At 71.4% G+C, this 13,240-nt stretch carries 12 protein-coding genes; 9 read left to right on the plus strand and 3 right to left on the minus strand.

The features are described from left to right. Positions 1 to 17: 17 nt before the first annotated feature. Both ABZS66_RS25335 and ABZS66_RS25340 read right to left on the minus strand, forming a co-directional pair. Positions 18 to 1,016 carry a cupin domain-containing protein gene (locus ABZS66_RS25335; protein WP_354761650.1) on the minus strand — a complete coding sequence of 333 codons (999 nt, stop codon included), beginning with the start codon at positions 1,014 to 1,016 and terminating at the stop codon, positions 18 to 20. 377 nt (positions 1,017 to 1,393) lie between these two features. Further along, on the minus strand, positions 1,394 to 2,005 hold the full coding sequence (locus ABZS66_RS25340) for a CGNR zinc finger domain-containing protein (protein WP_354761652.1): 612 nt from the start codon (positions 2,003 to 2,005) through the stop codon (positions 1,394 to 1,396). Positions 2,006 to 2,102: 97 nt separating this feature from the next. Here ABZS66_RS25340 and ABZS66_RS25345 point away from each other — a divergent pair, with 97 nt between their 5' ends. The 5 genes from ABZS66_RS25345 to ABZS66_RS25365 all read left to right on the plus strand — a co-directional run bounded on the left by ABZS66_RS25345 (position 2,103) and on the right by ABZS66_RS25365 (position 8,001). Beyond that, on the plus strand, positions 2,103 to 2,555 hold the full coding sequence (locus ABZS66_RS25345; RefSeq protein ID WP_354761653.1) for a VOC family protein: 453 nt from the start codon (positions 2,103 to 2,105) through the stop codon (positions 2,553 to 2,555). 27 nt (positions 2,556 to 2,582) lie between these two features. Further along, on the plus strand, positions 2,583 to 3,494 hold the full coding sequence (locus ABZS66_RS25350) for a pyridoxamine 5'-phosphate oxidase family protein (protein WP_354761655.1): 912 nt from the start codon (positions 2,583 to 2,585) through the stop codon (positions 3,492 to 3,494). A 17-nt stretch (positions 3,495 to 3,511) separates the two neighbouring features. Continuing rightward, positions 3,512 to 3,667: a hypothetical protein gene (locus ABZS66_RS25355; RefSeq protein WP_354761657.1), complete on the plus strand. Its 156-nt coding sequence runs from the start codon at positions 3,512 to 3,514 to the stop codon at positions 3,665 to 3,667. Between the two features lie 10 nt (positions 3,668 to 3,677). Further along, positions 3,678 to 5,279 carry a family 20 glycosylhydrolase gene (locus tag ABZS66_RS25360; RefSeq protein WP_354761659.1) on the plus strand — a complete coding sequence of 534 codons (1,602 nt, stop codon included), beginning with the start codon at positions 3,678 to 3,680 and terminating at the stop codon, positions 5,277 to 5,279. Positions 5,280 to 5,340: 61 nt separating this feature from the next. Beyond that, positions 5,341 to 8,001, plus strand: coding sequence for a glycoside hydrolase family 2 protein (locus ABZS66_RS25365; protein WP_354761661.1), 2,661 nt, complete (start codon positions 5,341 to 5,343; stop codon positions 7,999 to 8,001). A gap of 52 nt (positions 8,002 to 8,053) precedes the next feature. Here the strand turns inward: ABZS66_RS25365 and ABZS66_RS25370 are convergent, their stop codons facing one another. Next, positions 8,054 to 9,253 carry an ROK family transcriptional regulator gene (locus ABZS66_RS25370; RefSeq protein ID WP_354761663.1) on the minus strand — a complete coding sequence of 400 codons (1,200 nt, stop codon included), beginning with the start codon at positions 9,251 to 9,253 and terminating at the stop codon, positions 8,054 to 8,056. A 120-nt stretch (positions 9,254 to 9,373) separates the two neighbouring features. Here ABZS66_RS25370 and ABZS66_RS25375 point away from each other — a divergent pair, with 120 nt between their 5' ends. Genes ABZS66_RS25375 through ABZS66_RS25390 form a run of 4 tightly spaced genes read left to right on the plus strand, consistent with a single transcriptional unit; the run spans position 9,374 to position 13,216 of the window. After that, positions 9,374 to 10,450, plus strand: a complete 1,077-nt coding sequence (locus tag ABZS66_RS25375; RefSeq protein WP_354761665.1) for a sugar ABC transporter substrate-binding protein — start codon at positions 9,374 to 9,376, stop codon at positions 10,448 to 10,450. Further along, the gene (locus ABZS66_RS25380) at positions 10,450 to 11,169 is read left to right on the plus strand and encodes an ATP-binding cassette domain-containing protein (RefSeq protein WP_354761667.1); all 720 of its coding nucleotides are present in this window, start codon (positions 10,450 to 10,452) and stop codon (positions 11,167 to 11,169) included. The genes ABZS66_RS25375 and ABZS66_RS25380 overlap by 1 nt, the downstream gene beginning before the upstream one ends. After that, positions 11,166 to 12,338 (plus strand): sugar ABC transporter permease, encoded by a 1,173-nt coding sequence (locus ABZS66_RS25385; protein ID WP_354761669.1) that lies wholly within the window; start codon positions 11,166 to 11,168, stop codon positions 12,336 to 12,338. The genes ABZS66_RS25380 and ABZS66_RS25385 overlap by 4 nt, the downstream gene beginning before the upstream one ends. Beyond that, a complete protein-coding gene (locus ABZS66_RS25390; RefSeq protein ID WP_354761671.1) occupies positions 12,335 to 13,216 on the plus strand; it encodes an ROK family protein in 882 nt (293 codons plus the stop codon). The genes ABZS66_RS25385 and ABZS66_RS25390 overlap by 4 nt, the downstream gene beginning before the upstream one ends. Positions 13,217 to 13,240 lie beyond the last annotated feature (24 nt).

Consider the following 13,240-nt stretch of genomic DNA (forward strand, 5'->3'; position numbering starts at 1 on the left):
GCGGCGCCGCGGGCCGCTCAGGCGGTCGGCGCCGAGGCCGGCTCGAAGTAGTGGACCGTGTCGTAGCCGAGGTGCTTGAAGACCCGGTTCTGCGCGTTGAACAGGCGCAGCGGGGTGCCGTCGGCGGCGAAGAGCTGGCAGACGTGGTTCTGCGGCACGTACAGGGTGTCGCCGCGGCGCACCTCGTACCGCGTGGGCTCCACGGCGATGCGCGCGTAGTACTTCTCGGCGATCTCCGCCTCGACCTCCCACTGCAACGCGTAGCCCCCGCCGTCGAGGACGTAGTAGACCTCGTCGGCCATCTTCCAGTACTTGCCGCTGTGCCCGCCGGCCGGAATGTCGAGCTCGAAGGCGTCGACGCTGAAGATGCGCGCGTCGACGCGGTCCGGTGCGGACATGACCCGGACCCGGCCCAGGGGAGTGTCCTGCCAGACGGTGTCCGCCGGCGAGATCACCTTCTTGCGGTCCAGGACGCCCGGCGTCCAGATCCGCGACCAGTCCTCCCGCGGGCCGAAGCGCTCCTCGCCCTCGACCGGGCCGGAGCGGCCCTGCTGGATCAGGCCCATGAACATCCAGGTGCACTTCGCCTTTACCACCAGGGCGACCGCGCGTTCCTGGTACGGGTTGAAGTGCCGGTGCACGGAGTCGGTGTGCACGAAGACGAGGTCGTCGGTGTTCCAGTCGTACCGCTGGTCGTCGTGGATCTCGTAGCCCCGGCCCTCGAGGATGTAGAAGGCGGCCTCGTTCTGGTGGCCGTGGCCGTGGTTGGACGACTCCGGGGGCAGCTCGACGAAGTGCACCTGGATCGTCTGGGTGAGGAAGTCCTCGTCGCCGGGGCCGATCCGCCACCACGTCCGGCTCTTCGCGCTGTCGCCGGAGTGCGCGACCTTGGCGTCGTCGACCACGACGCTGTCGTCGCGTACGCGATCGACCGCCAGTTGCTGGCGCCGGAACTCGCCGAGTCCGTATGTCTGCGACGTCAGTCCACGCACGAAGACGCGTCCGCTCTTGCCCATGGGTCCTCCGGGGTCAATCACACGTTTGGCAAATGGTATAACGTTTCTACCGATGGGGGCAAGTGTGGTCACGGCGTCGACCGGACCCGGCACGACCGGTGCCAGCGGGTGCTGACCTGGCGTTGACGTGGGGCGATGGTCAGCTCGGTTGTGCCGCCCGACCGCGCTTGGGTGATGGCGGTGTAACGCTGCGGACATCGATGACGCCCATAGGAATGGGTCTTGACAGTCGGCCTGCCGGGCCCGGCGGCTGCGCGACCCCCGGCGCCCCCGCGCACTCCCCAGTGTGTGCGGGGAGCGCCGGCCCATCGAGACCCATGGCGGTCTACATGCGATGGTCATCACGGGCGTCACGACCGGCGTCGGTACGGCTCAGGTCAGTGCGGCCGGCGGGTCTTGCTGTAGTGCCGTGCGGCCCGCGCCCGGTTGCCGCAGTCCGGTGTGCACCACTCGCGCCGGGTGCTGCCGCGCAGGAAGTACAGCACGCAGTTCGGGCCGGGGCAGATGCGCAGTTCGGGCCGGGCCGGGCCGGCGAACAGCTCGGCGGCCTCCTCGGCCAGCGTGGACAGCGCCGCGGCGACGGGCCGCGCGTGACTACGGATCTCAGTTCGCGGCGCACCGGTTCGTGGCTCGGCGTCGAAGCGCAACTCGCGCCAGCGCGGCGCCCGGCGCGCGTGGCCGTTGAGCGCGGCGACGGCGTCCGCGTCGGGTGCCCGCCCGTGCACGATGGCGTCGGCGACGGCCCGGATGGTGGTGCGCAGGTCGTGCGCCACGGCGAGGTCGTCGCCGGTGAGGCCGTCCAGATCCTCGTCGGTGAGCGCGACCGCCAGGCGGTGGTGCATGTCCCGCAGCCAGGCGGCGAGGTGGCCGGTCGTGTCCAGCCCTTCGCGCAACCGGCCGCGGATGGCGAAGGTGGTGTTGGCGAACTCGATGGGCGGCGGCTCGCCCAGCAGCGGCGCCCCGCCCGCGCTGAGGTGGATCGACTGCATGGTGCCCATAGTGACCCATTGACGGTACGCGATGAGCCATGTCATCGTATCTAACGGATATCGGAGCCATAACCATTAGATCCGGCGGAGGCAGCGCATGGCAACGCCCACCCTCGACACCGGTCACGTCGGGCTGAACGTCACCGACCTGGCCCGCTCGACCGCCTTCTACACCAGGGTCTTCGAGCTCGACGTCATCGCGGAGCCGGCGGCGGGCGAGCGGCGGTTCGCCTTCCTCGGTCGCGAGGGCCGGCCGGTGGTGACGCTGTGGCAGCAGAGCACGGGCGAGTTCCCGGCGGCGCTGCCGGGCCTGCACCACCTGGCGTTCCAGGCGCCGGACATCGAGGCGGTCCGGCGTGCCGAGGCCACGCTGCGGGAACTGGGCGCGACGCTGGTCTACGAGGGTGTGGTGCCGCACGGCGAGGGCGCCTCGTCCGGCGGCGTGTTCTTCACCGACCCCGACGGCATCCGGCTGGAGATCTATGCGCTGACCGGCGCCGACGGCACGGCGGCGCCGACCCCGGCCGCACCGACCTGCGGGTTCTTCTAACCCGCGCCGCGGGCGCCGGGAGGGACGATGGAGCACGCGGGTGAGCGCGCGGTTCGACTGCGGGCCGGCGCGGCCGTCGAGGCCCGCGAGGTCAGCGCGGCCGTCCCGGCGGTGGCCGCCCGGTTCCTCGCCGAGCAGCGGCTGGTCGTGATCGGCGCCGCGGACGGCGACGGCGCGGTCTGGGCCGGCCCGCTCACCGGCCCGCCCGGTTTCGTCGCCGCGGACGGCGAGCGCACCATCGTCGTCGGCCGGCTGCCCGGCGCCGGTGACCCGCTCGCCGGTCGGTTCGGCGCCGAGCGCGACATCGGCCTGCTCGTCATCGACCCGGCCACCCGCCGGCGGATGCGAGCCAACGGCCGGGCCCGCCGGACCGCCGACCGGCTGGTGATCGACACGGACCAGGTGTACGCCAACTGCCTCAAGTACCTGCAGACCAGGTACCCGCAAGGCGCGCCACCGGCCCCGACGGCCCGCGCAGCCCGGCGCACGGGGTCGCTCTCCGCCGCGCAGCAGCGCTGGATCGCCGCGGCCGACACGTTCTTCATCGCCAGCGCCGCCCCGGGCCTGGGCGCCGACGCGTCACACCGCGGCGGCAACCCCGGCTTCGTCACCGTCGCCGACGCGCGCCACCTGAGCTGGCCCGACTACGCCGGCAACGCGATGTTCTCGACGCTGGGCAACCTTGAGCTCGACGGGCGCTGCGGGCTGCTCTTCCTGGACTGGGAGCACGGCCACACCCTCCACCTGACCGGCCGGGCCCGCGTCGACTGGGACCCCGCCCGCGCCGCGACGACCCCCGGCGCCCAACGCTTCGTCGACTTCGGGGTCGAGCACGTCGTCGAGGTCACGGCCGGCCTCGGCCTGCGCTGGTCGTTCGGCGGGTACTCCCGGTTCAACCCGCCCCCGCGCGACTCCCCGGCCAATGACGTAGCAGGCTGACCGGCTGCAACGACCGCATGGTGGCGGCGGGTGATGCGTCGACGGGCGATGCATTTCTGTCAGGAAAGTTGCCATTCAATCCGGACGATGCGATCCTGACGGGACTGGGGATCGTCAACTTCAAATGCCTGACGGCGGGCACGGGCCCGCCGACGGGCTGGTGCGTTCTGTGAGAGGACCGCCATGATCGTCCCCCGCTGGCCCAGGCGACTCGGTGCGGCCCTCGCCGGCCTCGCCGTCGCCGCCGCCCTCCTGTCCGGCACCGCCGCTCCCGCCGCCGCCGCGACCGCGGTCGCGTTCACCTCCGTGGTGCCGGTCCCGGTCACCGCCGCCGCCACCCCCGGCGTCAGCTACGCCATCACCGCGGGCACCGCCATCTACGCCGCACCGGGTTCCGCGCCGGCGGCTGCGGTCGCCAACCAGCTCGCGACCCGGATGCGGGTCTCGACCGGGCTGCCGCTGCCGGTCGTCACCACCGTCGCAAGCCCGACCGACGGGATCGCCCTGCTGCTCACCGGTGCGCCGCCCGGCGTCGGTGCCGAGGGCTACCAGCTCGACATCACCGCGAGCGCGATCACCATCCGGGCGAACCAGCCCGCCGGGCTGTTCCGCGGCGTGCAGACGCTGCGGCAGCTGCTGCCCGTGACCGCGGACGCGGCGACACCGCAGTCCGGACCGTGGCCGGTGCCGGGCGGGCAGATCGTCGACCACCCGCGGTTCGCGCACCGCGGTGCGATGCTCGACGTGGCGCGGCACTTCTTCACCGTGGCCCAGGTCCAGCGGTACCTCGACCAGCTCGCGTTGTACAAGATCAACGTGCTGCACCTGCACCTGTCCGACGACCAGGGCTGGCGCATCGCCATCAACTCCTGGCCGAACCTGGCGACCTACGGCGGCGGCACGCAGGTGGGCGGGGGACCGGGCGGCTACTACACCCAGGCGGACTACACCGCGATCGTGAACTACGCGGCCGACCGGTACATCACGGTCATCCCCGAGATCGACATGCCCGGGCACACCAACGCCGCGCTCGCCTCGTACGCGCAGCTCAACTGCAACGGCGTGGCGCCGGCCCGGTACACGGGCACGCAGGTCGGCTTCAGCTCGCTGTGCGTGCCGCTGGAGCTGACGTACACGTTCATCGACCAGGTGATCGGGGAGATCGCCGCGCTGACCCCGGGGCCGTACGTGCACATCGGCGGCGACGAGGCCAGCTCCACCACCGCGGCCGACTACTCGTACTTCATCAACCGGGCACAGCAGATCGTCGCCGCGCACGGCAAGACCGTCGTCGGATGGCACGACGTGGCCAACGCGCCCCTGCAGTCCTCGACGGTGGCCCAGTTCTGGGGCACCACCACCAGCAACGCGCCGCTGGCCGCGGCGGCGGCGAACGGCACCAAGGTCGTCATGTCCCCGGCCAACAAGACCTACCTGGACATGAAGTACCGCAACAACACCAGGCTCGGGCAGAAGTGGGCCGGTCTCATCGACGTGAACACGGCGTACGAGTGGAACCCGGGCGCCTACCTCACCGGCGTCGGCGAGACCGCCGTGCTCGGCGTCGAGGCACCACTGTGGACGGAAACGCTCGTGACCACGGCCGACATCGACTACATGGCCTTCCCGCGGCTGCCCGCGATCGCCGAACTGGGCTGGTCGCCGTGGAGCACGCACAACCTCACCGCGTTCAAGCAGCGCCTCGGTGCGCAGGGACCGCGCTGGCGCGTCATGGGCATCAACTACTACCACTCGACCCAGGTCACCTGGCCGAGCGGCTCGTAACCCGCCGGCGGAGCCGCGACGCCACGGGCGTGCGGCTCCGCACACCCGTCGGAGGTGCAAAATGTCACGAAATCGGATGATGTATCGGCGGGCGCTGGCCGCGCTCCTGCTCACTGTGACCTCGGTGCTGACCATCGGTGCGCTCGGCCCCGGCGACGCCTCGGCCGCCACCGTGGGCTCCACCGAGCTGACGTCGGGCTGGGCCCTGCGCTCCGCCACCGGCCTGGCCGCCACCGGCGCCACGATCTCCCAGGTCGGCTACCCGACCGCCGGCTGGAGCCCGGTCACCCTGCCCTCCACCGTGCTGGCCGGGCTGGTGGCGAACAACGTCTACACCAACATCTACGCCGGCACGAACCTGCAGTCGGTGCCGGACCTGACCGGCCAGGACTGGTGGTACCGCGGCCAGTTCACCGCCGCGGCCGCGAGCCCCGGGCAGGTCTACTGGCTGCGGCTGCAGGGCCTGAGCTACCGCGCCCAGGTCTGGCTCAACGGCACGCAGCTCGACGCGAACGCGGTCGGCACGTTCGTCGCGCACGAGTACAACGTCACCGGCGCCATCGTGCCCGGCGCGTCGAACGCCGTCGCGATCCGGGTGACCCCGCCCCGGCACGGCTGCGCCGACCTGTCGGTGTGCACCGTCGACTGGAACCCCGAGGCGCCCGACATGAACGCCGGTATCTGGGGCCGCACCTTCGTCGACACGACGGGTCCGGTCGCCGTCCGTGACCCGTACGTCAGGACCGTCCTGCCGCTGCCCGCCACCAACACGGCCGACCTCACCGTCTACGCCGACGCGATCAACGCGACGGCGGCGCCGGTCACCACGACCGTCACCGCCACTATCAGCAAGCCGGGCCAGCCGACGATCACGGCCAGCCAGACCGTGACGCTGGCGGCGGGGGAGCGCCGCGAGCTCGTCTTCGACCCCGCCGGCTACCCGCAGCTGCACGTCGTCAACCCCGTGCTGTGGTGGCCGTACCAGTTCGGCAGCCCCGAGCTGTACCAGGTCACGACGGCGGCCAGCGTGTCCGGGGCGGCGTCGGACAGCAAGACGGTCAACTTCGGTGTCCGGCAGTTCACCGACTACCGCACGACGGTGCAGGGCACCTCCTTCGTGGGGTACAAGGTCAACGGCCAGCCGATCCTGTTCCGCGGCGGCGGGTACGTCTGGGACCTGCTGCAACGGTGGGACACCAGGACGAACAGGGCACACGTCGACTACGTGAAGGGCATGGGCCTCAACACGATCCGCCTCGAAGGGACGCTGGGCAACCAGGAGCTCTATGACCTCGCCGACGCGGCCGGCATCATGATCATGCCGGGATTCGTCTGCTGCAGCGCCTGGGAGAACGACAGCGGCTGGACGGCGGAGCAGACCACCGTCGCCCAGGCGTCGCTCAACACCCAGATGCGGGCCCTGCGGGCGCACGCCAGCACGTTCATGTGGAACTACGGCAGCGACATGCCGCCGACGGCGGCGCACCTGAGCGCGTACAAGAGCATCGCCGCCGCCCTGCACTGGCAGAACCCGACGGTGGACAACGTCGCGACCTGGTCCAACGCGAACGCGGGCATGAAGATGGACGGTCCCTACAAGTGGGAGCCGCCGGTGCTGTGGTGGGATCTCAGCCGCCAGGGCTCGGCGTTCGGCACCACGGGTGAGGAGGGTACCGAGGCGCCGCCGCCGCTGGAGAGCCTCTCGCGGTTCCTCACCCCGGCGCAGACCTGGCCGGTCGGCAACGCGGCCTGGAACTACCACGTCGGCCGGGGCGGCAGCGTCTTCGACAACACCGACGTCTACACCAACGCGCTCAACAAGCGCTACGGGACCACGACGAGCGCCGCCGACTACTCGAAGAAGTCCGAGGTGATGAACTACGAGAACACCCGGTCGTTCTTCGAGGCGTGGAGCGCCCGGCAGCACACCCAGTCGTTCGGCAGCATCTGGTGGATGCAGAACAACGCCTGGCCGGCGCTGCACTGGAACCTCTACGACTACTACTTCAAGCCGGGCGGATCGTTCTACGGCACCAGGAAGGCGACCGAGCCGGTCCACATCGCCTACGACCACTTCAGCCGCAACGCCTACGTGGTGAACTCCACCCTCACCGCCCGGGCCGGGCTGACGGCCACCGCCACGGTGTACAACATCCCCGACCTGACCCAGAAGTACAGCACCAGCGTCCCGGTCACCGCGCCCGCGAACGCGTCCGCGCCGATCCTGACCCTGCCGGCGGTCACGGGCCTGACGTCGACGTACTTCGTCCGCCTCCAGTTGAAGGACTCCAGCGGCACGACCGTCAGCAACAACCTCTACTGGTACTCCACGACGCCCGACGCGCTGGGCAACAAGAAGAACTGGTACTCCACCAGCGTCAAGACCTACGCCAACCTCACCGGGCTGAACAGTCTCGCCACCAACACCGGCGTCACCGCGGGTGTGTCCCGATCGGTCGCCGGCGGGCAGGAGACGGTCACGATCACGGTGACCAACACGAGCCCGACCAACATCGCGTTCTTCGTACGCCCGGAGGTGACCGCCGGCAACGGCGGCAACGAGGTCGTGCCGGTCGCCTACACCGACAACTACGTCTCGCTCTTCCCGGGCGAGTCGACCCAGGTCACGGCGACCTACGCCACCGCCGACCTGGGCGGGTTGCCCGCCCATCTGCGGGTGCGCGGGTACAACGTCCCGGCCGTCTCGGTGCCGGTGCCCTGATCCGCAGCCCGGGGCGGTGGGTCAGCGGGCCCGCCGCCCCCGGGCGTCGTCGTCAGCGGGTGGGTGCCGTCCGGTCGAGGACCAGGTCGCGTGCGTCGGTCAGGCCGACGGCGAGCGCGCCGAGCAGGACGGCGTCCGTACCGAGCGTGGAGACCTCGATGCGCGGCGGGCGCAGCGCGACGAGATCGCGCAGCCGCTCGGCGACCGGACCGGTGAGCAGGTCGCCGGGCTGACTGCCGACGCCGCCGCCGAGGACGACGAGTTCCGGGTCGAGCACCGCCGTGATCCCGGCGAGGGCGTGGCTGACGTGGTCGACCACGCGCGACACGGCCAGCCGGGCGGTCTCGTCGCCGGCGCGGGCGCGGTCGAAGACGTCCTTCGCCGTCGCCGCGTCGTGCAGGCCCAGCCGCTGCGCCAGCGCGACCACGCCGTCGGCCGAGGCCACCGACTCGAACATGCCGCGGCGCCGCGCGGCGGGCTGCTCCAGCAGGGGGTCGCCCTCGCCGACCGGCAGGTAGCCGATCTCGCCGGCCGCGCCGCGGAACCCGCGGTACAGCTTGCCGTCGATCATGATGCCCATGCCGGTGCCGGTGCCGATGGACACGTACACGAAATGCCGCACACCGCGGCCGAGTCCGTAGGTGGCCTCCCCGACGGCTGCGAGGTCGACGTCGTTCTCCACCACGTACGTCGAGCCGGCGATGCCCGCCAGCCGTTCGACGCTGCCGCGCCGGTCCCAGCCGGGCAGGTTCGGTGCCAGGTGCAGGGCGCCGGTCGCCTTGTCGTGGATGCCGGGGGTACCGAACACGGCGAGCGTGATGTCGTCGCGCGTGATGCCGGCCGTGGCGGCCAGTTCCTCGGCGATGCGGGTGAGCTGCGCGACGAGGTCGCGGGCGCGGGTGCCGCGGGAGGGTTCGTCCTTGCGCGCGACGATCGTGCCGACCAGGTCGGCCAGCCCGACGCGGACGTACGAGCGGCCGACGTCGACCGCGAAGACCCAGCCCGCCTCCGGGCGCACCTCGTACAGCACCGCGGACCGTCCGGCGGCGCCCGCGCGCGTCCCGACCTGGCGCAGGAGCCCGGCGCGTTCGAGGTTGGTGAGCGCGACGGCCACCGTGGGCTTGGACAGCCCGGTCTGCTGGGCCAGCTCAGGGCGAGACACCGTCCCCAGCCGGAAGGTCTCGGCGAAGACGGCCCGCTCGTTCATCACCCGCAGCACGCTGGTCGTGCTGGCGGTACCGGTGGTCTGCACGGGAACAGGGTCCCACACGCATTAGGAAAGGTCATTTATCAATTTTGTAAAGGACCTTGCCATGAGCCCGCCGGGTGGCCCAACATGCTCGCAGAACCCTCCGAGGAAAGGTGTCCCTCCGTGAGAGCCAGATGGTTCGTCGCAGTCGTGGCCGTCGCGGCCACCGTCGTCAGCGGGTGTGGCGGCAGCACCGGGGACAAGCAGGCCGGCGGGGATGCGCCGACGATCGCGTTGTTCCTGCCGGAGTCCAAGACGACCCGCTACGAGGCGTTCGACCGGCCGCTGTTCGAGGCCAAGGTGAAGGCGCTGTGCGCCGACTGCAAGCTGCTCTACGCCAACGCCGACCAGGACGCCGCCAAGCAACAGCAGCAGGTGGAGGCCGCCCTCGCCCAGGGCGCCGACGTGCTGGTCCTCGACGCCGTCGACGCCAGCGCGGTCGCGTCGCTGGTGAACCAGGCCAAACAGAAGAAGGTCCCGGTCATCGCCTACGACCGGCTCATCTCCGAGATCACCTACGAGTACTACGTCTCCTTCAACAACGTCCGGGTCGGCGAGATGCAGGGCCAGGCCCTGCTGGACGCGCTCACCAAGGCCGGGACGGCCGACAAGGGCAAGATCGTCATGATCAACGGCGCGCCGACCGACCCCAGCTCGGCCGACTACAAGACCGGCGCGCACAAGGTCCTCGACGGCAAGGTCCAGATCGGCCGCGAGTTCGACACGCCCGACTGGAGCCCGGACAAGGCCCAGCAGGAGATGGAGCAGGCCATCACCGCGCTCGGCCGGGACACCATCGTCGGCGTGCTGTCCGCCAACGACGGCATGGCCGGCGGTGCGATCGCGGCGATGAAGCGCGCCGGCTACCCGACCCTGCCGCCGATCACCGGGCAGGACGCGGAGCTCGCGGCGGTACAACGGATCCTGACCGGAGAGCAGTACATGACCATCTACCTCGACATCCGTCAGGAGGCGGAGAAGTCGGCCGAACTGGCCGTCGCGCTCGCCAAGGGCGAGAAGCCGGCCGCGCCGACGAAGGTCGCCAACGGCACCGGGGACATCCCCGCGTTCCTGCTCGACCCGATCGCGGTCACCGCGGACCGGATCAAGGACACCATCGTCAAGGACGGCTTCTACAAGGCATCCGACATCTGCACCGGCCCGGTCGTCCCGGCGTGCACCAAGGCGGGAATCCAGTAGTGCTCGCCGCCTCCAACATCAGCAAACGCTACGGTGCGGTCCAGGCTCTCGACGGGGTGAGCCTGGACCTGCCGGACGGCGAGGTGGTCGCCCTGGTGGGCGACAACGGCGCCGGCAAGTCGACCCTCGTCAAGGTCCTGTCCGGCGTCGTCACCGCGGACGACGGGATGATCGAGCAGGACGGCCGCCCGGTCCGGATCGCGAGCCCGCACGAGGCGCAGCAGCTCGGCGTGTCGACCGTCCACCAGGACCTCGCGCTCTGCGAGAACCTCGACGTCGTCGGCAACCTGTTCCTCGGCGCCGAACGCCGCCGCTGGACGGTGCTCAACCACATCCGGATGGAGCGCTCGGCCCGGGACCTGCTGTCCTCGCTGGACGTGCGAATCCGTGACATCCGGGTGCCCGTCGCGATGCTGTCCGGCGGCCAGCGGCAGTCCGTGGCCATCGCCCGGGCGCTCATCGGCGAGCCGCGGGTCGTGATCCTCGACGAGCCGACCGCCGCGCTCGGCGTCGAACAGACCGCCCAGGTGCTCGACCTGATCCGCCGCCTGCGCGACCGGGGGCTGGCGGTGCTCGTCATCTCCCACAACCTGGCCGACGTGCGAGCGGTGAGCGACCGGATCGTGGTGCTCCGACTGGGCCGCAACGCCGGCGAGTTCAGTACCGCGGAATCCACCCCGGAGGCCGTCGTCGCCGCCATCACCGGAGGCGCCGCATGACCACGACGCTCGTCAAGCCGCTGCAACCGTTGCGTGCGGCGACGCGTACCGACCTCGGCGCGTGGCCGGTCGTCGGCGGGCTGATCCTGATCGCGGTCGTGTTCGGATCCCTCAACGAGCACTTCCTGTCGGCGGAGAACCTCACCAACCTGGCCCTGCAGATGGCGGCCACCGGCACCATCTCACTCGGCATCATCATGGTGATCCTGCTGGGCGAGATCGACCTGTCGGCCGGCTCGGTCAGCGGCCTGTGCGCGGTGGTCATGACGATCCTGTACGTGCGCCACGACTGGAACCCGCTCGTCGCGGTCGCTGCGGCGCTCGGCTGCGCCGTACTGGTCGGCCTGCTGCACGGCTGGATGTTCACCAAGCTGCGGATGCCCTCGTTCGTCGTCACGCTCGCCGGGCTGATCGGCTGGCAGGGCCTGATGCTGTACCTGCTGGGCCGCGGCGGGACCATCAACCTGCCGTTCGAGGGGCTCCTCGCCCGGCTGAGCGACACCTGGCTGCCCGCGTGGGCCGGCTGGCTGGTGGCCGCGCTCATCGTCGCCGGCTGGAGCGCCGGCACGCTGGTCAACCGGCGGTTGCGCCGCGCGGCCGACCTGCCGGTCACCTCCGGCCTCTGGCTGGCCCTGCGGCTGGCCGGCCTCGCCGGCGTCCTCGCGGTGGTGGTGCTGGTGCTGTCGGCCGACCGCGGGGTACCGATGCTGCTCGTCATCTTCGGCACCCTGGTCGTGTGCCTCGACCTGACGCTGCGGCACACCGTCTTCGGCCGCCACATGTACGCGGTCGGCGGCAACGCCGAGGCGGCCCGCCGGGCCGGTATCAACATCACCCGGATCCGGGTCCTCGCGTTCGTCGCCGGGTCCACCCTGGCCGCGTTCGGCGGGATCCTCGCGGCCAGCCGGCTCGCCGCGGTCAACCAGAGCTCCGGCGGCAGCGACACCCTGCTCATGGCGATCGCCGCGGCGGTCATCGGCGGCACGTCGCTGTTCGGCGGCCGGGGCCGGGCCTACGCCGCGCTGCTGGGGATCCTGGTGATCCAGTCGATCACCAACGGCATGCTGCTGCTCAACGTCGACTCCTCGGTGCGGTACATGGTCACCGCCGCGGTCCTCGCCGTCGCCGTGGCGATCGACTCGCTCGCCCGGCGGGGACAGCCCAGGTGACGCGGCACGTACTGGCGATCGACTTCGGTGGCACCAAGGTCGCGCTGGGAACGGCGGCCGTCGACGCGCTCGACGGCCGCCCGCACACCATGATGCGCCTGCGCACCCTGGGCGCCGGGGGAGCGCTGCAGGTCGTCGAGCGCACCCTGACAGCCGCGCGGGAACTGCTCAGCACCCCGGCGGCGGTGGGGGTCTCGACCTTCGGCGTGGTCCGCGACGACGTGATCCGCCTGGCCCCGAACGTGCCCGGCTGGGACGGCATGGCACTGCCCCGGCTCCTGCGGGCCGAGTTCGGCGACACCCCCGTCGCGATCGACAACGACGTCAACGCCGGCGCCGCCGCCGAGCTGCGCTGGGGAGCCCTCCGCGGCGTCGACACCGGCCTGTACGTCAACCTGGGTACCGGTCTGGCCGCCGCGCTGGTGGCCGGCGGCAGGGTCCTGCCCGGTGCCCACGGCGCCGCGGGCGAGATCGGCTACCTGCGCGACTCCGCCTCCGCCTCGGCCTTCGCCGACGGCCACGCCCCGCTGGAGGAGGCGGTCTCCGGCAGCGCCCTGGCCCGCCGCGGCTCGGCCCTGCTCGGCCGGGAGGTGACCGCCGCCGAACTGTTCGACCTGCACGCCGAACCCGGCGTCGGCGAACTGCTGGACGAGGCACTGGACACCCTGTCCCGCACGATCGCCAACCTCTGCATCACCCTGGACCCGCAACGCGTCGTCATCGGCGGCGGCCTGATGGGTGCCGCCCCGCACATCCTCCCGCGGGTGGCGACAGCCATCACCCGCTCGGTGCCCTTCCCGCCACAGCTGACGACCGCCACCTTCGTCGACGACGCCCCGCTCGTCGGCGCCCTGGCCCTGGCCCTGGCGCTGGCGTGATCCGATCGGAGGTGTGGGGCGAGT

Origin of the sequence: Dactylosporangium sp. NPDC005572 (assembly GCF_040605515.1) — a bacterium.
Lineage (GTDB): Bacteria > Actinomycetota > Actinomycetes > Mycobacteriales > Micromonosporaceae > Dactylosporangium.

Bases quoted from the DNA above. Each gene is read 5' to 3' on its own strand.
- ABZS66_RS25335 (WP_354761650.1), bottom strand. From the start codon at position 1,016: ATGGGCAAGAGCGGACGCGTCTTCGTGCGTGGACTGACGTCGCAGACA.
- ABZS66_RS25340 (WP_354761652.1), bottom strand. From the start codon at position 2,005: ATGCAGTCGATCCACCTCAGCGCGGGCGGGGCGCCGCTGCTGGGCGAG.
- ABZS66_RS25345 (WP_354761653.1), top strand. From the start codon at position 2,103: ATGGCAACGCCCACCCTCGACACCGGTCACGTCGGGCTGAACGTCACC.
- ABZS66_RS25350 (WP_354761655.1), top strand. From the start codon at position 2,583: ATGGAGCACGCGGGTGAGCGCGCGGTTCGACTGCGGGCCGGCGCGGCC.
- ABZS66_RS25355 (WP_354761657.1), top strand. From the start codon at position 3,512: ATGGTGGCGGCGGGTGATGCGTCGACGGGCGATGCATTTCTGTCAGGA.
- ABZS66_RS25360 (WP_354761659.1), top strand. From the start codon at position 3,678: ATGATCGTCCCCCGCTGGCCCAGGCGACTCGGTGCGGCCCTCGCCGGC.
- ABZS66_RS25365 (WP_354761661.1), top strand. From the start codon at position 5,341: ATGTCACGAAATCGGATGATGTATCGGCGGGCGCTGGCCGCGCTCCTG.
- ABZS66_RS25385 (WP_354761669.1), top strand. From the start codon at position 11,166: ATGACCACGACGCTCGTCAAGCCGCTGCAACCGTTGCGTGCGGCGACG.